Source organism: Methylobacterium sp. TK26 (genome assembly GCF_055361565.1).
This window is the reverse complement of record NZ_CM143965.1, coordinates 1,990,053-2,009,533: the sequence shown is the minus strand read 5'-3', so window position 1 is coordinate 2,009,533 and position 19,481 is coordinate 1,990,053. Positions and strand designations below refer to the sequence as shown.

Genomic DNA, 19,481 nt, shown 5'->3' with positions numbered 1-19,481 from the left:
ATGCCTCCGCAATCCGCCGCAACGGGACAACAATAGGCTCATCATGGCGACGAAGGCAACGGAACGGGACGAGGCGGACGCTGCACCCGAGCAGCAGACCGACGGGCCGCTCCTCGACCTGTCTGATGCCGCCGTGAAGCGGATGATCAAGCTCGCGAAGAAGCGCGGCTACGTGACCTACGAAGAGGTCAACGAGGTGCTTCCCGAGGGCCAGTCCGACCCGGACCAGCTGGAGGACGTGCTGTCCCAGCTGTCCGAGATGGGCATCAACGTCGTCGAGGCCGAGGAGACCGAAGAGGCCGCCGCCGGCGAGAAGACTGCGAGCGGCGAGGCCGACGAGGAAGAGGCCGAAGGCGGCGAAGTCGCGGAGGTGACGTCGACCCGCGCCGTCGCCGTGGCCACGACGACCAAGGAGCCCACCGACCGCACCGACGATCCGGTGCGCATGTACCTGCGCGAGATGGGCTCGGTGGAGCTTCTCTCCCGCGAGGGCGAGATCGCCATCGCCAAGCGGATCGAAGCCGGGCGCGAGGCGATGATCGCCGGCCTGTGCGAGAGCCCGCTGACCTTCCAGGCCATCATCATCTGGCGCGATGAGTTGGTGGAGGGCAAAGTCCTCCTGCGCGACATCATCGATCTCGAAGCGACCTATGCCGGGCCGGACGGGCGCAACGCGCCGCAGATGGCCGAGGGCGAGGCCGACGAGGATGCCGACGCGCCGACGCCGCCCGACGGGGGCGACGAGGAGGACGATCTCGAGAACAACGTCTCGCTCGCCGCGATGGAAGCGGAGATCAAGCCGCGCGTCCTCGAAACCTTCGACGCCATCGCCCAGAACTACCACAAGCTGCGCAAGGCGCAAACCGAGACCGCGTCCGTCGCCGTGGCCGACAAGACGTCGGCACAGACCAAGAAGCAGGGCGACCTGAAGGACATTGTCGTCGCCGACGTGAAGTCCCTATCGCTCAACAACAACCGCATCGAGGCGCTGGTCGGCCAGCTCTACGCGATCAACAAGCAGCTCATCGGCCACGAGGGCCGGCTGATGCGCTACGCGGAGAGCCACGGCGTCGCCCGCGACGAGTTCCTGCGCCACTACCAGGGCTACGAGCTCGATGCGGCCTGGATGGATCGCGTCGGCACGCTCGGCGGAAAGGGGTGGAAGAACCTCGTCGAGAAGGGCCAGAAGCAGGTCAAGGAACTGCGCGCGCAGATCCTCGACCTCGCCTCCGAGACCGGCCTCGAGATCGGCGAGTTCCGCCGCATCGTGAACATGGTCCAGAAGGGGGAGCGCGAAGCCCGGCAGGCCAAGAAGGAGATGATCGAGGCGAACCTGCGCCTCGTGATCTCCATCGCCAAGAAGTACACGAACCGTGGCCTGCAGTTCCTGGACCTGATCCAGGAGGGCAACATCGGCCTGATGAAGGCCGTGGACAAGTTCGAGTACCGCCGGGGCTACAAGTTCTCGACATACGCGACGTGGTGGATCCGGCAGGCGATCACCCGCTCGATCGCGGATCAGGCGCGGACCATCCGCATCCCGGTCCACATGATCGAGACGATCAACAAGATCGTCCGCACCTCGCGCCAGATGCTCCACGAGATCGGCCGCGAGCCGACCCCGGAGGAGCTGGCCGAAAAGCTGGCGATGCCCCTCGAGAAGGTCCGCAAGGTCCTGAAGATCGCCAAGGAGCCGATCTCCCTCGAAACGCCCATCGGCGACGAGGAAGACAGCCATCTCGGCGACTTCATCGAGGACAAGAACGTCGTCCTGCCGATCGACGCGGCGATCCAGTCGAACCTGCGTGAGACCACGACGCGCGTGCTCGCGTCGCTGACCCCGCGCGAGGAACGCGTGCTGCGCATGCGCTTCGGCATCGGCATGAACACCGACCACACCCTCGAAGAGGTCGGCCAGCAATTCTCCGTGACCCGCGAGCGCATTCGCCAGATCGAAGCGAAGGCGCTGCGCAAGCTCAAGCATCCGAGCCGCAGCCGGAAGCTCAGGAGCTTCCTCGACAACTGAGTCGGCGGCCCGTGCCGCCGGCTCACGGCAAAGCCTTGCTTTGCCGTGACGGAATCCCACCTTGGCGCCATGCTCGAACGACGTCCGCCCCTGCCCGGAACACCGACGGCCGATGCGGACGGCTCCGAGACCAGCGACGTCCCGTTCGGCGCGCTGGAGCCCTCGGTCGGCATCCGCGACTGGCTGCTCGGTGAGGGGGCCCGCATCGACAAGGCCGAGCACATGCTCGAAGGCCTCGCCGAGCGGCTGATCGACATCGGCGTTCCGGTGGACCGGGCCTCCACCGCCATCGACACGCTGCACTCGGAATATGCCGGCGTCGGCCGGGTCTGGACGCGCAACGGCGGCGTCACGGTGCGGCTCTTCCCGCACGGCAGCCGCTCGCAGGAAGCCTATCTCCGCAGCCCCTTCGCCGAGGTCCACCAGACCGGCCGGTGGCTGATCCTCGACCTCTCCGAGACGCCGGACGACGCCTACGCCATCGTTCCGGACCTGAAGGCGGAAGGGTTCACGCACTACGTCGTCGCGCCGCTGTTCTTCACGAACGGCACGCAGAACGGCATCACCTTCGCCACCAAGTGCCCAACGGGGTTCGAGCGCGAGCACATCGCGATCCTGCGCTTCATCATGCCCGCGCTCGCGGCGGTGATGGAGATGCGGGTGCTGAACAAGCAGCTCGACCACGTGCTGCGGGTCTATGTCGGCGACGAGCCGCACCGGGCGATCCTGTCGGGCGACATCCGGCGCGGTCAGGTCACGCGCATCCGCTCCGCGATCCTGTTCGCCGACATGCGCGACTACACGCGCATCTCCGCCGACATGACGCCGGAGGAGGCGGTGGCCCTCCTCAACGTGTTCTTCGATTGCCTCGTCCCGCCCATCGAGGGCGAGGGCGGGGAGGTGCTGAAGTACCTCGGCGACGGACTGCTGGCGATCTTTCGCGAGAGCGGAGACGACCTCGGCGGCGCGGCCAAGGGCGCCTTGACGGCGGCGCAGCACATCCTGGCGGCCATCGACGAAGCGAACGCCCTGCATCAGTTCCCGGTGCCGATCCAGGCGGGCATCGCCCTGCACCACGGGGAGGCGGCCTACGGCAATGTCGGCTCCGGCTCGCGCCTCGACTTCACAGTGATCGGCCGCGACGTGAACCTCGCGAGCCGGCTCGCCAAGCTCAACCGGGGCCTCGGCGAGGAGCTTCTGATGTCGAAGCCGTTCGTGGACTTCCTGTGGGGCGATCCGGTGCCGGTGGGCGTCCACACGCTCCATGGCTTCGAGGAGCCGATGGCGGTGTTCAAGCCGAAGTTCCTGCGGCCGCGCAAACGGGATTGACCCCGGCGGCGCGAGGGCCCACATCTGCCTCTGTTCCAGGGAGATCCCCGGCAAGGGGCTGAGAAACCGATGGCATGCCCTTAACCGGGCCTGCGGCGCGGAAATCCTTCGAACCTGATCCGGTTCACACCGGCGTAGGGATTGGACCGCGGCCGTCGTCCTGACAGGCCATCGCTTTTCACGAAGCATCCGGCCCCATCCCTCCGCCCGATAAGCGGAGTGTCGCCATGGGGCTTCCGAGGCCCGTTTCACCCATCGGACAGCGCCTGGATCCGGGGCTCGACGCCCGGACGACGGGTCTGCCCGCGCGCGCGGATGTCGCCGTCATCGGCGGCGGGCTGATCGGCCTCGCCAGCGCGTGGCGCCTTGCGTCCCGGGGGCTCTCCGTCACGGTGATCGAGCGGGGAAGCGTCGGCTCCGGCGCGAGCCTCGCCGCCACGGGCATGCTGGCGCCGGCCGCCGAGCATGAGCCCGGCTCCGACCCGCTCCTGCCCCTCGCCATGGACTCGCTCGCCCGCTGGCCCGGCTTCCGCGACGAACTCGAGGCCGCCTCCGGCCTCTCCATCGACTACCGGCCGGACGGCACGCTGGTGCTCGCCGTCGGCCGCGACGAGGTGGAGCGCCTGCGCTTCCGCTACGATCTGCAGCGCCGCTCCGGCCTCGACGCGACGTGGCTGAACGGCACCGAGATCCGCCGGCTTGAGCCCGTGCTGCGCCCCTCGGTGACGGCGGGCGTGCAATGCCCCCTCGACCATCAGGTCGATCCGCGCCTCGTCATGGCGGCACTGGTGCGCGCCTGCGAGGCGGCGGGCGTGACGATCATCGAGCGCATGGCCGTCACCGGCCTCGACTGGTCGGGCGGCCGCGTAACCGGCGTGCTGACCGAAGCCGGGCGCCTTTCCGCCGAGATGATCGTGCTCGCGGCCGGCGCCTGGAGCGGGGAGGGCGGGCTCCTGCCCGACAGCCTCGCCCTGCCGGTGCGCCCCCTGAAGGGGCAGGCCCTGGCCCTGCGGACCACGCGCCAGACCGGCACGCTGTCGCGCATGGTCTGGACCGAGCAGGTCCACATGGCCCCGAAGAGCGACGGGCACCTCATCGTCGGCGCGACGGTGGAGGATTGCGGGTTTCGCGAGGGCGTGACGGCGGGCGGGCTCTACGCCCTGCTCGAAGGCGCGCGGCGGGTGCTGCCGGGCATCGAGGAGATGGCGGTCGAGGCCGTGTGGAGCGGCTATCGCCCGACCTCCGACGACGACGCGCCGATCATCGATGCCATCGCACCGGGGCTGGTCGTCGCCACCGGCCACCATCGCAACGGCTATCTGCTGGCGCCCGTCACCGCCGATGCGGTGGCCGACCTCGTGGCCACGGGCGACATGCCGGCCGTGGCCCGTGCCTTCACCCTGGCGCGCTTCGCGCGACCGGAGCCGAGGAGGGCCGCACGGTGAAGCTCTTCGTCAACGGCGAGCCCCGCGAGAGCGAAGCCGCCACCGTCGAGGCCCTGTTCACCGCCGAGGCGGAAGAAGCCGGGATCGAGGGGCCGCAGGGCATCGCCATCGCCCTCAACGGCCGCGTCCTGCGCCGGAAGGACTGGGCGGACACCACCATCACGCCGGGCGACCGCATCGAGATCGTCCGCGCCATGCAGGGAGGCTAGAGCATGGACAGCATCGTCACGCCGCTGCGCCCCGAAGAGGACGACGCCCTGGTCATCGCCGGGGTGCGCCTGGGCTCGCGCCTGTTCCTCGGCACCGCCGGCTACCCGACCCAGGCGATCATGCGCGACGCGGTCGAGGCGTCCGACGCCGAGGTCGTCACCGCCTCGATCCGCCGGGTCTCCCTGCGCGGACACGGCTCGGACACGGTGAGCCTGCTCAAGGGCCGCCGCTTCCTGCCCAACACCGCCGGCTGCGAGACCGCCCGCGACGCCATCATGACGGCAGAACTCGCCCGCGAAGCGCTCGACACCACCTGGATCAAGGTCGAGGTGATCGGCGACCGCGAGACCCTGTACCCCGACGTCGCCGAACTGATCGAGGCCTGCCGCCACCTCGTGGACGAGGGCTTCACCGTCCTGCCCTATTGCAACGACGATCCCATTGTCTGCCGCCGGCTGGAAGACATCGGCTGCGCCGCCGTGATGCCGATGGGCTCGCTGATCGGCTCCGGCATGGGCGTCGCCAACCCGGCCAACATCGAGTTGATCTGCCGCCGGGCGGGCGTGCCGGTGATCGTCGATGCGGGGATCGGCACGGCGTCCGATGCCGTGATCGCCATGGAACTCGGTGCCGCCGCCTGCCTCGTGAACACCGCCGTCGCCAAGGCCGACGATCCCGTGCGGATGGCCCGCGCCATGGCCCGCGCCGTCGACGCGGGGCGCGACGCCTACCTCGCCGGGCGCATCCCGCGCCGGGGCCGGGCCGATCCGTCGAGCCCGCAGCTCGGCCTCGTCGGCTCGTGAGCCTGCCGTCGCCGCTGCTCGCGGTGACGGACCGCCACGGCCAGGCCCGCCCCCTCACCGAGACGGTGCGGGCGGTGCTGGCCGGAGGAGGGCGCTGGATCTGGTTCCGCGACCGCGACCTGCCGGCGGACGAACGGCGCGGCCTCGGCGAGGCAGTGGCGGCGGTGGTGCGTGCGGCCGGGGGCTTCCTGAGCGTCGGCGGCGATCTCGACCTCGCCCATGCGCTCCGCGCGGACGGGGTTCACCTGCCGATGTCCGCCCTACCGGGATTGCGAGAGCGGGCCGGGCCGACGCTGCTGGTCGGCCTCTCCGCGCATTCGGTGCGCGATGTCGCGGCGGCAGCCGAGGCGGGCGCCGATTACGTGACGCTCAGTCCGATTTTTCCCACCGCCAGCAAGCCCGGCTACGGACCGGCTCTCGGGCCAGAGGCGATCACCGCCTCGCGACGCATCGGCCTGCCCGTCGTCGCCCTCGGGGGGCTCGCGGAGGACACGCTCGTCCCCTGCCGCGCGGCGGGGGCGTCGGGGTTCGCCGTCATGGGCGGGCTGATGCGGGCGCCCGATCCCACCGAAGCCGCGCGCCGCCTCCTGGCCGCGTGGTCCGCTCAACCCTGCGGCGAGGGCCCGTAGGGCGGGCGCGGGATGGCCCGGTGCGCGGCCCGCAGGGCAGCGGACCAGCGCTCGCGCAGGTCGTGGAAATAGCCCTCGCCCGCCTCGATCCGGTGGTTCACTTCGAGGGTCAGCACCCCGCGCCGGGCCACGGCGATGTCGATGGGCAGGCCGACGCCGAGATTCGAGCGCATGGTCGAATCCATCGAGACGAGGCCCACCTTGAGGGCGTCGTAGAGATCGGTCTCGAACTTCACCGCCCGGTCGAGAATCGGCTTGCCGTATTTGTGCTCGCCGATCTGCAGGAACGGCGCGTCGGTGCTGCACTCGATGAAATTGCCGGCCGAGTAGATCAGGAACAGCCGCATCGGCTCGTTGCCGATCTGCCCGCCGAACAGCAGCGAGATCGAGAAGCGGATGCTCGCGGCCTCGAATCCCTTCTGCTCGATGGTCCGCACCGTGCGGATCGCCCGGCCGACCAGCTGCGCCGCCTGGAACATGGTCGGCGCGTCGATCAGACGTTGGGCGGGCTCGCCCTCGTCGCCCGGCACCCCCTCCTGCAGCATGCTCAGCACCGATTGGGTGATCGAGAGGTTGCCGGCCGAGGCCAGCATCATCACGCGCTCGCCCGGCACGTTGAAATGGTGCAGCTTGCGGTAGGTCGAGATGTCGTCGAGCCCCGCATTGGTGCGGGTATCGGCGACCATCACGAGACCCTCCTCGACGAGGACACCGACGCAGTAGGTCATGGGTTCACGGTTCCGGCGTGGGATGCGTCAGCACTGGACGGCCGACCTGCCTTGCTCGACGCGAAGCTTCACGTCCAGCGTCTCGGTGCCACCACCCATGCGGCTGCCGCGGATCGGGGCCGCGCCGAGATAGTCCAGCCCCATGGCGAGGCGGATGTACTGCTCGGACGGGCTGATCTTGTGGACCGCGTCGAAGGCGACCCAGCCGAGATTCGGCACAAGCGCCTCGGCCCAGCCATGCGGCGCCTCGACCTCGGCCTCGCCGTCGTCGCGCGCGCGGTAGCCCGCCACGTAGCGCGCGGGGATGTTCAGGTGCCGCGCGCCCGCGATGAAGACATGGGCGATGTCCTGCGAATTGCCGCTGCCCGCCGCCAGGGCCTTGGCGGCCGGGACGGCGGCGTTCGCCGGGCCCGATTCGAACTTCACCGCGTCGTGCACAGCCTCCATGAGCCGGTGGAGGACGGCGAGCGGGTCCTCGGCACCGCGCGCGGCCTCCTCGGCGAGGTCGTGGAGTTCGGCGCTCGTGGCGCAGAAATCCGTGTCGCGCAGGTAGAACAGGTCGGGCAGCCGCTCGACCGAGCCGCGCACGACGCCGTGCGTGTCGTCGGTATCGGCCTCGCCGGTCACGCGGATCATCAGGGCGTCGGCCGCCTCGTCCGGGGTGAACCAGTGGACGATGTTGCCGAACCCGTCCTCGCGGGCGGTCAGGCGACCGTCCACGGAGGTGTCGATGCGCCAGCGGCGGATGTATTGCCCGTCATGGTCGCGCGGCGTCAGGCGCAGGATCTGGATCAGACCCCGTGCCGGCTGCTCGTAGGTGTAGCTGGTCTCATGGACCACGCGGATGCGCATGCGCCTTTCCCGCCTGTGATGATCGACAGATGCCCGGCCCCCGGCCGGACTCAGCCGACGAGATACTGCTTGGCGATCGCTTCGCCCACCCCGTTGTTCTCGACGATGAACGCCTCCACGAACTCATGGAGGCCGGCGTTGAAGATGCGGTCGATGTTGTCGCTCTCCAGCTTGGCGAGCAGGTTGCCCGCCAGCCGCTGGCTCGGCCCGCGCCGTCCGTAGGCGTCGGCGATGAGGTCGAGGTATTCCACGATCACGCCGTAACAGTTGGCGAAGGAGCGCGGCATCTGCTTGTTGAGCATGAGCAGGTCCGCCACCAGCAGGGGCTTCACGCTCTCGCGGTAGACCCAGTGATAGGCCGTCAGGGCCGACACTTCCCGCAGGATCGTCGTCCACTGGAAGTAGTCGAGGCTGCCGCCGATCTTCTCGTCGTGCGGCAGGAGGATCTGGTACTTCACGTCGAGGATGCGGGCGGTGTTGTCGGCCCGCTCGATCGCCGTGCCGAGCCGCGTGAACCAGAAGGCGTCGTTGCGCAGCATCGTGCGGAACGCCGAGCCGTCATAGGTGAGCGAGACGGTCTTCACCCAATCGAGGAAGCGGCCGAACTCGTCGCGGTTCAGTTCGCGCCCGGCATAGGAGCGCAGTTCGAGCCACGCGCCGTTGATCGCGTCCCACATCTCGGTGGTGAGGGCGGTGCGCACGGAACGGGCATTCTCGCGCGCCGCCTCGATGCAGGAGCGGATCGAGGAGGGGTTGTGAGGGCTGAAGGCGAGGAAGTCGCACACCGTATCGGCGTTCACGACACTGTAATGCGGCTTGAACAGCTCCGGGTCGCCGGCCGAGGCCAGCGCCGATTCCCACTCGTTGCTCTCCCCGTAACTGGAGGGGAGGGCGGCGAGGCGGTGGGCGGCGTCGAGGATGCGCGCGACGAAGTCGGCGCGTTCGACGTAGCGCGAGAGCCAGTAGAGGTTGTCGGCAGTCCTGGAGAGCATGTTGCGGCTCGATCGTCCCGGCCCCGGAGGGCTTACGCGGTCTTGAACGGGTTCGGACTCTCAGGCGTCGAGCACCCAGGTGTCCTTCGTGCCCCCGCCCTGGCTCGAATTCACCACGAGGGATCCTTCCTTGAGGGCGACGCGCGTCAGACCGCCGGGCACGATTCGGATTTCGTCCGCCCCGCATAGCACGAAGGGCCGAAGGTCGACGTGGCGCGGGGCGATGCCGGAGGCGACGAAGGTCGGGCAGGTGGAGAGCGAGAGGGTCGGCTGGGCGATGAACCCGTCCGGCGCGTGGCGCAGCTTCTTCGCGAAATCGTCGATCTCGCGCTTGCTGGCATGGGGGCCGACGAGCATCCCGTAGCCGCCCGATCCGTTCACTTCCTTCACCACCAGTTCGGACAGGTTGTCCATCACGTAGGAGAAGGCCTCCTTCTCGCGGCAGCGGAAGGTCGGCACGTTGTGCAGGATCGGCTCCTCGCCCGTGAAGAACTTCACGATCTCCGGCATGTAGCTGTAGACCGCCTTGTCGTCGGAGATGCCGGTGCCGACTGCGTTCGCCAGCGTCACCGAGCCCCGCTCGTAGGCGTTCATGATGCCCGGCACGCCGAGCACCGAATCCGACCGGAACACCAGTGGATCGAGGAAGTCGTCGTCCAGGCGACGGTAGATCACGTCGACCTTCCGCGGTCCCTCGGTGGTGCGCATGTAGACCACGTCGTCCTTGGTGAAGAGGTCGGACGCCTCCACCAGTTCGACGCCGAGTTTGTCGGCCAGGAACGAGTGCTCGTAGAAGGCCGAATTGAAGCGGCCGGGGGTGAGCAGCACGACGGTCGGATCGCGGGTGGCCGAGGTCGGGGCGAGGCTGCGCAACGTCGCGAGGAGGGCGTCGGGATAGTTTTCGACCGGGGCGACGCGATGCTTCGAGAACAGGTCCGGGAAGAGCCGGAGCATCACCTCGCGGTTTTCCAGCATGTAGGAGACCCCGGAGGGGATCCTGGCATTGTCCTCGAGGACGAAGAAGTCCTTCTCACCGGTGCGGACGATGTCGATACCGGCGATATGCACGTAGAGATCGTGCGGCACCCGGAAGTTGCGCATCTCCATCCGGTAATGGGCGTTCCGGTAGACGAGGTCGGCGGGGATGATGCCGGCCTTGATGCATTCCTGCGCGCCGTAGATGTCCTTCAGGAACATGTTCAGGGCCGTGACGCGCTGCTTCAGCCCCCGTTCCAGGAAATCCCATTCCGGCCGGGTGATGACCCGGGGAATGATGTCGAAGGGGATCAGGCGCTCGGTCGATTCGGTGTCGCCATAGACGGCGAAGGTGATGCCTATGCGCCGGAACAGCAATTCGGCCTGGGAGCGGCGGGTGTTGAAATGGTCGGCGGGCGTCGAATCGAGCCACGCCTTCAACCGACCATAGGCCTCGCGGAGGGTGCTCGGATCGGCAGAGCCACCCAGGCCAGTCATTTCGTCGAAGGCTGCGGCAGCCATGCTGTGCTCTCTCCCAAGCGCTCAAGCTCAAGAGGCAAGAGGCGCGCCATGGCCGTTAGCGTAGCGGTCCCGAGCCGGCTTACCAGGGGGGCGCCACTTCTAGATGAGCTTGAGCCCTTTCAGGCTCACATGACCGTTACGGGCCATGATGACGTGATCGTGCACCACGATGTTCAGCGGCGCCAGGACTGAAACGATTTCGCGGGTCATGCTGACATCCGCCGCCGAGGGTTTCGGATCGCCCGAAGGGTGGTTGTGCGCGAGGATGATCGCCGTCGCCGAGAGTTCGAGCGCCCGCCGCGCGACCTCGCGGGGATAGACGGGGGTGTGGTCCACCGTGCCCCGCCCCTGAACCTCGTCGGCGATCAGATGGTTGCGCTTGTCGAGGAAGAGGATGCGGAATTCCTCGCGCGGGGCGAAGGCCATGGTCGCGCGCAGGTATTCGGAGAGGGCGCTCCACGAGGCGAGCACGTCGCGCTCGCGGATCGCGCCCCGGGCGAGGCGGCGGCCTGCGGCCTCCACGAGTTTCAGATCGCTGACGACGCCCGGCCCGATCCCCTCGACTTCGAGGAGCCGGGCGCGCTCGGCGCCCAGCACCTCCGCCAGGCTGCCGAAGCGGCGGATCAGCGCCTTGGCGAGGGGCTTCACGTCCCGGCGGGGAATCGCCCGGAACAGCAGCAATTCGAGGAGTTCGTAATCGGGGAGGGCGTCGCCCCCGGCCTCCGCGAACTTGTCGCGCAGGCGGTCCCGGTGGCCGAGATAGTGGGGCTCCTCCGCGAGGGGAGCCGGCGGCGGCGCGGCTTCCACGCCCGTCCTCAGGCCGCCGGATTGACCGGCTGGTGGAGGCCCTTGGGTGAGACCGTGAAGATCTCGACGCCCGTGTCGGTCACGGCGACCGTGTGCTCGAACTGCGCGGAGAGGGAGCGGTCGCGGGTCACGGCGGTCCAGCCGTCGCCCAGCACCTTCACCGCCGGGCGGCCGAGATTGATCATCGGCTCGATGGTGAAGAACTGGCCGGGCTTGAGCGGCACGTCGTAGCTCGCCTCGACGTAGTGCAGGATGGTCGGCGCATCGTGGTAGCTGCGCCCGAGGCCGTGGCCGCAGAAGTCGCGCACCACCGAGCAGCGCTCGGACTCGGCGAAGCTCTGGATCGCCCGGCCGATATCGTTGGTGGAGCCGCCGGGCTTCACCGCCGCGATGCCGCGCATCAGCGCCTCGTAGGTGATCTCGCACAGGCGCTGCGCCTTGCGCGGCACCTCCCCGACGAAGGCCATGCGGCTCGAATCGCCGTGCCACCCGTCGAGGATGAGGCAGATGTCGAGGTTGATGATGTCGCCCTCGCGCAACGGCTTGTCGTTGGGGATGCCGTGGCAGACGACGTGGTTGATCGAGGTGCAGATCGACTTCGGATAGCCGCGATAGAACAGCGAGGCCGGATAGGCCTTGTTGTCCATTGCGAATTCGAAGGCGAGCTTGTCGAGGGCATCGGTCGTCACGCCGGGCTGGGTCGCCTCCATCAGGAGGTCGAGGGCCTGGGCGGTCAGGTGCCCCGCCCGCCGCATCCCCGCGAAATCCTCCGGGCCGTGGATCGGCGGCTCCGGCGCCCGGCGCGCCTGAGCGCTCGCCTGTTCCTGCATCATGATCAGAGGTTTCTGGTAGGATCGTCTTGCTGCCGTTCGTGTCTATGTACGGTGCGCCAGCCGGCAGGCCAAGCGCCCCGCGCGACGGGCGATGCGCAAACGGCATGTCCTGTCCGCGAGGCTCGCGCGCCGCCTCCCTTGCGCGGCCGGGGGCCGGGGCGGCATAAGCGCAGGCGGACATGCCCCACGGGCGGGGCAGGCGAGGGCCGGATGGCAGGCAAGTCGGTACCGCATTTCCACAACGAACCCGGCGTCCCGGCCATCGCGGTCGGCGCGAAGGAGTTTATGTGCATCGGCGCGCTGCCGCCGTTCGACCACCCGCACGTGTTCCTCGACATGGGCGCGGACAACGAGATCATCTGCCAGTATTGCTCGACGCTCTACCGCTACCAGCCGTCGCTGGGTGCCGGCGCGGCCGAACCGGCCGAGTGCGTCTGGCACGACGATTCGGCGGCAGCGGCGGCCTGAGGGGGCGTCCGAGAGCGGTGTCGCCCGAACCGACCCCTCCCGCCATCCAACTCGACATCGGGATCGTCGGCGCCGGCATCGGCGGCCTGACGGCGGCGCTCGCGCTCTCAGATGCGGGCCACGCGGTCACGCTGATCGAGCGGCGCACCGGTTTCAGCGAAGTCGGAGCGGGTATCCAGATCTCCCCCAACGCCAGCCGGGTGCTGGCCGGGCTCGGCCTGTCCGCCGCCCTGCGCCGGGCGGCGAGCGAGCCGCCGGGGGTCGAGGTGCGCGCCCTGGAAAGCGGGCGGCGGATCGGCGGCGTCGCCTTGGGCGCTTCGGCGCGGGAGAGCTTCGGCGCGCCCTATTACGTGATCCACCGGGCCGACCTGCAGACGCTCCTGCTCGACGCGGTGCGGGCACGGCCGCGGATTCGCCTGCTGATGGGCCGCTCGGCCACGCAGGCGCGGGAAGGGTCGGAGCGGGTGCTCCTCACGGCCGATACCGGCACGGGCACGCAAGAGCTGGAGTTCGATCTGCTGATCGGGGCGGATGGCCTGCGCTCAGCGCTCCGCAAGCATTTCGACGATGCGCCGCTGCGGCCGGGACGGGCGGCGGCATGGCGTGCCCTGGTCCCGCGCGAGGCCGTGCCGGTTTCGCTCCAGGGCGAGGCGACGGGCCTGTGGCTCGGGCGCGGGCGGCATGTGGTGCATTACCCGGTGCGGGGCGGCAGCCTGCTCAACGTCGTGGCGGTCGTACCGGAGGCGGTGGGCGAAAAGGGGTGGGGACGGCTCGGCGAGCCGGCCGTGCTGCGCGCCCATTTCCGCCGTTGCGCCGAGCCCCTCCGGGAGGTGCTCGCCCTGCCTGATTCATGGCTCGTCTGGTCCCTGGCCGATCGTCCCGCGCCGCGCCCAATGGCGCGGGGGCGGATCGCGCTGCTCGGTGATGCGGGCCATCCGGTCCTGCCGTTCCTCGCGCAGGGTGCGGCGCTCGCCATCGAGGACGCGGCGGTGCTGACCCGCTCCCTCGCCGACGCGCCTACGGTGCCGGATGCGCTCGATGCCTATGCGCAGGCGCGAGAGACACGCGTGCGGCAGGTGCAGCGCGCCGCCCGCGCCAACGGGCGCAGCTACCATGCGAGCGGCATGGTCGGCCTCGTGCGCAACGCCGTGATGAGCCGTTTGGGACCGACAGGCATGCGGGACCGTTACGCCTGGGTCTATGGATGGACTCCTCCGGCTTGATCCCGGAGGGCGCGGCGTTTACCGCTGCGCCTCGAGCGGACGTGGCGGAACCGGTAGACGCACGAGACTTAAAATCTTGCGGCCGCAAGGCCGTGCGGGTTCGATTCCCGCCGTCCGCACCAAGTCGTCGCCGCCATCATCAAACCAGACGCCCAATTCGTACAACGAAATCTGCCAGCAGCGGCGGCTGATCACTTCATCGTGTCCGCTGAAACCGTTTCTATGATATTAAGCGCGATCAGAACCTGCGCATCATCGTCGATTGCCGATTCTCGAAATTTCGAGTGAACGGCAAATAATACCTTCAACGATGGGAGGGGACGATGTTGCGCATAGTTTCGATCTCTCTACTTGTCATCTCCGTTTGCTCGGGCGCTTCGGCACAGAATTTCCCGAAAGAAGGTTCAGCGTCTTACACGACGCACTATGTGAATATCTCCGCGACGCCGATGAAAATGGGCGACAGGCTTGCGTCCATCTACGAAAGCGCAGGCATCACCCGCAACGATGCCGGCGAGGGACCATTCAACAATATGGGAACACGGTGCCTGGGTCTGCGGGAGGCCAACGGCAACGATGTCGTCAATCGCGGCAGCTGCATCGACACCGACAAGGACGGCGATCAGGTCTTCTCGACCTACCTCGCCGACGCCAAGACCGGCCGGCATGAGTTCGTCGGCGGGACCGGGAAGTATCAGGGCATAACCGGTTCGGCGGACTACACCTTCCAGGCGATGAAGGTGCCGGAGGGCGCGCGGCCGATGGTGCTCGTGCCGCACAAGGCGAATTGGAAACTGCCCTGAGCGATGCCGGCACGGAGGCGCTGCGCGCCATCCGTGCCGGTTCGGCCCAGCCTCACGCCGCGCGGACCGTCGCCACGAAGCGGGTCATCTCGGCCTGAAGGCGCTCGGAATGGCGCGAGAGTTCGGACGCCGCGTCGAGCACCTGGCTCGCCGCCGCGCCGGTCTCCTCGGCCGCCTCCGCCACATCGGCGATGGTGTTCGTCACCTCGCCGGTGCCCGTCGCCGCCTGGGCGACGTTGCGGACGATCTCCTGCGTCGCCGCGCCCTGCTCCTCCACCGCCGCCGCGATGGCCGTCGCCACGCCGCTGATCTCGCGGATGCGCCCGCCGATCGAATCGATGGCGCGCACCGCTTGGCCGGTCGAAGCCTGGATCCGGGCGATCTGGGTCGCGATGTCCTCGGTCGCCCGCGCCGTCTGGCCCGCCAATTCCTTCACCTCGGAGGCCACCACGGCGAAGCCCCGTCCCGCCTCCCCGGCGCGGGCCGCCTCGATGGTCGCGTTGAGGGCCAGCAGGTTGGTCTGCCCGGCGATGTGGGCGATCATCGTCACCACGTCGCCGATCCGCGCGACGGCCTCGTTCAGCTCCTGCACGGAGGACGCGGTCTCGCAGGCCTCGTCCACGGCCCGGCGTGCCAGATCGGCCGAACCCGCGACCTGCCGGCCGATCTCCTGCACGGACGAACCCAGTTCCTCGGCGGAAGCCGCCACCGTGGTGACGTTCACCGCCGCCTCCTCGGCCGCGACCGCGACCGTGGTGGATTGCGCGGCGGTGCGGGAGGCCGTGCCGGACATCGCCTGAGCCGTCGCCTGCAACTGCGTTGCGGAGGACGAGACCAGGGTGGCGATGCCGCCGATGGCGGCCTCGAACCCGTCGGCCATCTGGCGCATGGCGGCCTGGCGCTGCTCCTCGGCCGAAAGGCGGGCCACGCGGGTCTCCTCCTCGAGCTGCCGCTCGCGGATGAGGTTGTCGCGGAACACCAGCACGGTCGCGGCCATGGCGCCGATCTCGTCCCTGCGGCCCGCGCCGGGGATGGCGACCGTGGTGTCGCCGGCCGCCAACATTTCCATCGCGCCGGTCATGCGATGGATCGGCCGCGAGATGCGCAGGAAGCTGAACAGGGCCGCCAGCAGCGACAGCACCACGACGAGGCCGGCGGCGAGGCCCGCCGTACGAATCGCCGATTCGGCATCCGCGATGGTGCCGTTCACCGCGACCTCGGCGGCCTGCTTGTTCACCGCGACGTTCTTCTTCAGCGTGTCGGAGGCGTTGGTCGCCAGTTGCAGCAGGTCCGGCCCGAGCAGGATCGCCACGGCGTCGCTTCGGTTGCCCGCCGCCAGGGTGTCGACCACCGTCGCCTGCTGCGTGAGATACGTGGCCCACAGGGTCGAGAACCGCTCGTAGAGGGCACGCTCCTCGGCGGTCTTGTCCATGGCTTCATAGTCGTGGCGCAGGGTGTCGATGGCCTTGCCGACGGCATCGACCGCCTTCCGGTTCTCTACAAGATTCTCTGCCGTCTCCGACGACAGAACCAGCCTGTAGAGCTTCACGCGATGGTCGCGGATCGCGGTGTTGATCTGATTGACGACGTTGACCGCCGGTAACTTCACGCGGCCGATCTCGCCGACGTTGCGCTTCATCTCGGAAAGGCTTTCGACGGCGATGTAACCTTGCCCCGCCGCGACGAGGGCCGACAAGCCGAACATGCCCCCGAGGGCCGCCTTGATGGAGACATGCATGGTGAACGGCCAGTCAAAAGAACACTGCCGCCATGCATAAAAATACATATTGAAGATTGTATAAACATCATTCAATCGCTGCCTAAATTGCAGACAGCGATATATTTTAGCGCCCCGCAGCGATGCATGGATCGCTGCGGGGCCGGGGCGATCACCAGCCGCCGTAGCCGTAGGGCCGGTCGCAATGACGGCGGTGGCCGTAGCCGTAACCGGCGTAGCGATAGCCGTCGTCGGGATCGACGTCGTAGCGGCGCACGACGCGCTCGGTGCGGTAGACCGGCCCCTCATCGACCTCGTAGGCGCGAACGCGCGGGGCCGGCGCATAACCGTAGCCGTAGGCCGGGGCGGGCCGGGCGTAGCCGTATCCGTAGGCGGGCTCGGCATGGGCTTCGGAGATGGCGGCGCCGAGGAGGGCGCCCGCGGCGAGGCCGCCGATCACGCCGGCGGCGACGGCGCCGCCGCCCCGGGCCTGCGCCTGCGGAGCGCCGAGGGACCCGACCATGACCAGGGTGGCGGCGGCCAGAGTAGCGAACGTCTTCATGGCCCAACCCTCTCGATGTCTTCGGCCGGCTGTTCCGGCCATGGAGAGAGAATGCCGTGCACCGCCTGCACCGGCCCTGAAGCCGTCTGGCAGCAACCGTTCAGCTTGCGGAGGCATCAGGCCGAGCGGGATTCCACCGACCCCGCATAGGCCCGCATCCGCCGGGCCATGGTGATACCGGGGATGGCCAGGGCGGCGAGGACACAGGCCGCCACGACGAGGAGCGCGGTGCCCATCATCTGGAACAGCACCACGCCGAGGATGCCCCCGCCGAGGAAGGCCGCCACGGTCACAAGGTGCAGGCGCAGCTTGTCCCGGTCGACGTCGGGACGGCGTTCGAGGAGGTTGGCGAGCCCGATCCCGATATCCGTCACCATGCCGGTGACGTGGGTGGTGCGGACCCGCGCGTTGGTGATCTGCGTGACGGTGGCGTTCTGCAACCCGAGGAGGAAGCTGAGGCCGAGCGCCAGCACCGCGCCGCGCACGTCCTCCGGCAGGAACGGGGCGGCACAGCCGAGGACGAGCAGCATCGCCGCCTCGCCGAGGATTCCGTAGGCGTAGACCCCCGGCAGGTGCCGCGTGCGTCCGGCATCGATGAGCAGGGTCGCGGCCATCGCCCCTGCGACGAAGGCCAGCACGAGGAGCAGGCCGAACAGCGCCATCCGCACCTCGCCGAGGCCGAGATGGTCGGCGAGCGCCGAGACGTTGCCGGTCATGTTCGAGGAGAAGGTGCCGAAGGCGTAGAAGCCGGCGACGTTCAGGGCCCCCGCGATGGCGGCGAACGTCCAGCCGAGGCGTTCGTCGATCCTGTACGTCCGGGTGGACCCTTCGTGAACAAGCATGGCGGCGGCGTCTGGTAGGAGGCGAGAGATCGGGCGCGGCCGGATGATACCGGCCGGACGTTACCGAGCTACAGCCCCAGCGCCCCACCATCGGAGCGCGGATCGTGCGTGGCGGCGATGCGCCCGTCGCGGGAATGGCGCACCAGCATCCCGGCATGGCCGAGGGTGTCGCTGTAGGCCTGGCCCACCGGCTCGATCTCGTGGCCCATCCGCTCCAGGGCGGAGAGGCAGGCGGGATCGAAGCGGTCCTCGACCTTCACGCTGAGCGACGGCGCGCCCCAGGTGCGGCCGTAGAGCAGGCGAGGGGCATCGACGGCCTCCGCCACCGACATCCCATAATCGGCGTAGCGCGCGAAGATCTGCGCCTGGAATTGCGGCTGCCCGTCACCGCCCATGGAGCCGTAGGCCATGACGCGGCCGTCGTCGAAGCAGGCGAGGGCCGGGATCAGGGTGTGGAACGGACGCCGCCCCGGCTCCAGCGGGTTCACCGAAGCCGGATCGAGGGAGAACGACACGCCCCGGTTGAGCCACGCGAGGCCGGTTCGCGGCAGCACCGTGCCGGAGCCGTATTCCCAATAGACCGACTGGATGTAGGAGACGGCGAGCCCGTCCTTGTCGATCACACCCATCCACACGGTGTCGCCGCTATGCGAGACGACCGGGATCGAGGCGGCCCGCTTCATCTCGATCCGCGCCGCCTCGGCGGCGAGGCGCTGCGCGTCGAGGAAGGTCGCGGGATCGTGGCGCAGGCGGGAGAAGTCCGTCACCACCCGGTCGCGGATGGCGAAGGCGCGCTTCGTCGTCTCGATCATCCCGTGATAATGCGCGGCCGTCTCGGGCTCGGCGATGCCGAGGCGGTCGTAGAGGCCGAGGATGATGAGCGCCGCGAGGCCCTGGGTCGGCGGCGGAAAGTTGAAGAGCGTCGCGTCCCGGCGGCGCAGGGTGAGGGGCGCCCGCTCCGCCGGCCGGTAGGCCTTCAGGTCGGCGCGGGAAACGGGAGCGCCGAGCTTTTCGAGGTCGACGCCGATCTCGCGGCCGATATCGCCCCGGTAGAAATCGTCCAGCCCGGCATGGCTCAGCTGTTCGAGCGTTCCCGCGAGTTGCGGCAGCCGCCGCGTCTCGCCCGCCGGGAAGGGCTTGCCGTCCTTCAGGAAGGTCGCGGCGAAGTTCGGCGCCTCGTGGAGGGTGTCGCCCGGCTGCGGCGTGTAGCGCGCCTCGCTCGCCGAGACGGGCACACCCTCGCGGGCCTGCCGGGTCGCGTCGGCCAGCAGCGTTTCGAGGGGAAGCCGGCCGCCCAGCGCCTTCGAGAGTTCGAGGGCGAGGGCCCAGCCGCCGACGGCGCCCGCCACCGTCACCATCGCCTCCGGGCCACGGGGCGGAATCGCGTCGTAGCCCTTCTCCCGGTAGCGGGCGATGGTGGCCTCCCGGCCCGCCGGGCCGCAGGCCTCGATGCCGCGCACCTTCCCACCGCGCTCGCGCACCAGCCAGAAGCCGTCGCCGCCGAGGCCGTTCATGTGCGGGTAGACCACCGCGATGGACGCCGCCATGGCGACCATCGCTTCGATGGCGTTGCCGCCCTGCGCCAAGACGGTGAGGCCCGCCTGCGCCGCGAGGCTGTGCGGCGCCGCGACGGCGGCGGACGAGAAGATCGGTGTCTCGGGCATGGCGTGTCCGGCGGGTCTTGCTGTCGAATAGGCGAGGGCGGCGGTCAACGC

At 69.1% G+C, this 19,481-nt stretch carries 19 protein-coding genes, 1 tRNA gene and 1 riboswitch; of the genes, 10 read left to right on the top strand and 10 right to left on the bottom strand.

All coding sequences use genetic code 11. The features are described 5' to 3' along the window. Nucleotides 1-43 precede the first annotated feature (43 nt). The 6 genes from rpoD to ACXJ1Y_RS09665 all read left to right on the top strand — a co-directional run bounded on the left by rpoD (nucleotide 44) and on the right by ACXJ1Y_RS09665 (nucleotide 6,442). Nucleotides 44-2,026 (top strand): RNA polymerase sigma factor RpoD, encoded by a 1,983-nt coding sequence (rpoD, locus tag ACXJ1Y_RS09690; RefSeq protein ID WP_463849810.1) that lies wholly within the window; start codon nucleotides 44-46, stop codon nucleotides 2,024-2,026. A 69-nt stretch (nucleotides 2,027-2,095) separates the two neighbouring features. Further along, nucleotides 2,096-3,355: an adenylate/guanylate cyclase domain-containing protein gene (locus ACXJ1Y_RS09685; protein WP_463849809.1), complete on the top strand. Its 1,260-nt coding sequence runs from the start codon at nucleotides 2,096-2,098 to the stop codon at nucleotides 3,353-3,355. Between the two features lie 28 nt (nucleotides 3,356-3,383). Continuing rightward, nucleotides 3,384-3,514: riboswitch (TPP riboswitch) on the top strand. Between the two features lie 68 nt (nucleotides 3,515-3,582). After that, on the top strand, nucleotides 3,583-4,800 hold the full coding sequence (gene thiO, locus ACXJ1Y_RS09680; protein WP_463849808.1) for a glycine oxidase ThiO: 1,218 nt from the start codon (nucleotides 3,583-3,585) through the stop codon (nucleotides 4,798-4,800). Then, nucleotides 4,797-5,009 carry a sulfur carrier protein ThiS gene (gene thiS, locus ACXJ1Y_RS09675; protein ID WP_463849807.1) on the top strand — a complete coding sequence of 71 codons (213 nt, stop codon included), beginning with the start codon at nucleotides 4,797-4,799 and terminating at the stop codon, nucleotides 5,007-5,009. The genes thiO and thiS overlap by 4 nt, the downstream gene beginning before the upstream one ends. Before the next feature lie 3 nt (nucleotides 5,010-5,012). Continuing rightward, nucleotides 5,013-5,813, top strand: coding sequence for a thiazole synthase (locus ACXJ1Y_RS09670; RefSeq protein WP_463849806.1), 801 nt, complete (start codon nucleotides 5,013-5,015; stop codon nucleotides 5,811-5,813). After that, nucleotides 5,810-6,442 (top strand): thiamine phosphate synthase, encoded by a 633-nt coding sequence (locus ACXJ1Y_RS09665; RefSeq protein WP_463849805.1) that lies wholly within the window; start codon nucleotides 5,810-5,812, stop codon nucleotides 6,440-6,442. Before ACXJ1Y_RS09670 ends, ACXJ1Y_RS09665 begins: the two co-directional genes overlap by 4 nt. On the opposite strand, the gene ACXJ1Y_RS09660 is transcribed toward ACXJ1Y_RS09665, so the two are convergent. The 6 genes from ACXJ1Y_RS09660 to map form a co-directional block, all read right to left on the bottom strand. Then, nucleotides 6,418-7,170 (bottom strand): proteasome-type protease, encoded by a 753-nt coding sequence (locus ACXJ1Y_RS09660; protein WP_342164861.1) that lies wholly within the window; start codon nucleotides 7,168-7,170, stop codon nucleotides 6,418-6,420. The two genes, ACXJ1Y_RS09665 and ACXJ1Y_RS09660, sit on opposite strands and share 25 nt — an antisense overlap. A 27-nt stretch (nucleotides 7,171-7,197) precedes the next feature. Beyond that, a complete protein-coding gene (locus ACXJ1Y_RS09655; RefSeq protein WP_463849804.1) occupies nucleotides 7,198-8,022 on the bottom strand; it encodes a transglutaminase family protein in 825 nt (274 codons plus the stop codon). Nucleotides 8,023-8,072: 50 nt separating this feature from the next. Continuing rightward, entirely contained in the window at nucleotides 8,073-9,014 is a 942-nt protein-coding gene (locus ACXJ1Y_RS09650) for an alpha-E domain-containing protein (RefSeq protein ID WP_463849803.1), read from the bottom strand. 60 nt (nucleotides 9,015-9,074) lie between these two features. Then, nucleotides 9,075-10,511: a circularly permuted type 2 ATP-grasp protein gene (locus ACXJ1Y_RS09645; RefSeq protein WP_463849802.1), complete on the bottom strand. Its 1,437-nt coding sequence runs from the start codon at nucleotides 10,509-10,511 to the stop codon at nucleotides 9,075-9,077. Between the two features lie 99 nt (nucleotides 10,512-10,610). Next, nucleotides 10,611-11,318, bottom strand: a complete 708-nt coding sequence (gene radC / locus ACXJ1Y_RS09640) for a RadC family protein (protein WP_463849801.1) — start codon at nucleotides 11,316-11,318, stop codon at nucleotides 10,611-10,613. A gap of 8 nt (nucleotides 11,319-11,326) precedes the next feature. Then, nucleotides 11,327-12,151: a type I methionyl aminopeptidase gene (gene map / locus ACXJ1Y_RS09635; protein ID WP_342164866.1), complete on the bottom strand. Its 825-nt coding sequence runs from the start codon at nucleotides 12,149-12,151 to the stop codon at nucleotides 11,327-11,329. Between the two features lie 210 nt (nucleotides 12,152-12,361). Here map and ACXJ1Y_RS09630 point away from each other — a divergent pair, with 210 nt between their 5' ends. The 4 genes from ACXJ1Y_RS09630 (at nucleotide 12,362) to ACXJ1Y_RS09615 (ending at nucleotide 14,645) form a co-directional block, all read left to right on the top strand. Continuing rightward, on the top strand, nucleotides 12,362-12,619 hold the full coding sequence (locus ACXJ1Y_RS09630) for a zinc-finger domain-containing protein (protein WP_463849800.1): 258 nt from the start codon (nucleotides 12,362-12,364) through the stop codon (nucleotides 12,617-12,619). A gap of 17 nt (nucleotides 12,620-12,636) precedes the next feature. Further along, nucleotides 12,637-13,842, top strand: coding sequence for an FAD-dependent monooxygenase (locus ACXJ1Y_RS09625; protein ID WP_463849799.1), 1,206 nt, complete (start codon nucleotides 12,637-12,639; stop codon nucleotides 13,840-13,842). 35 nt (nucleotides 13,843-13,877) lie between these two features. Then, nucleotides 13,878-13,964 (top strand) — tRNA-Leu (locus tag ACXJ1Y_RS09620). 201 nt (nucleotides 13,965-14,165) lie between these two features. After that, on the top strand, nucleotides 14,166-14,645 hold the full coding sequence (locus ACXJ1Y_RS09615; protein ID WP_463849798.1) for a hypothetical protein: 480 nt from the start codon (nucleotides 14,166-14,168) through the stop codon (nucleotides 14,643-14,645). 52 nt (nucleotides 14,646-14,697) lie between these two features. Here the strand turns inward: ACXJ1Y_RS09615 and ACXJ1Y_RS09610 are convergent, their stop codons facing one another. The 4 genes from ACXJ1Y_RS09610 to ACXJ1Y_RS09595 form a co-directional block, all read right to left on the bottom strand. Next, entirely contained in the window at nucleotides 14,698-16,383 is a 1,686-nt protein-coding gene (locus ACXJ1Y_RS09610) for a methyl-accepting chemotaxis protein (RefSeq protein ID WP_463849797.1), read from the bottom strand. A gap of 151 nt (nucleotides 16,384-16,534) precedes the next feature. Then, the gene (locus ACXJ1Y_RS09605; protein ID WP_463849796.1) at nucleotides 16,535-16,924 is read right to left on the bottom strand and encodes a hypothetical protein; all 390 of its coding nucleotides are present in this window, start codon (nucleotides 16,922-16,924) and stop codon (nucleotides 16,535-16,537) included. 116 nt (nucleotides 16,925-17,040) lie between these two features. Then, on the bottom strand, nucleotides 17,041-17,766 hold the full coding sequence (locus ACXJ1Y_RS09600) for a YoaK family protein (protein WP_463849795.1): 726 nt from the start codon (nucleotides 17,764-17,766) through the stop codon (nucleotides 17,041-17,043). A 68-nt stretch (nucleotides 17,767-17,834) separates the two neighbouring features. Then, entirely contained in the window at nucleotides 17,835-19,430 is a 1,596-nt protein-coding gene (locus tag ACXJ1Y_RS09595) for a gamma-glutamyltransferase family protein (RefSeq protein ID WP_463849794.1), read from the bottom strand. Between the last annotated feature and the right edge of the window lie 51 nt (nucleotides 19,431-19,481).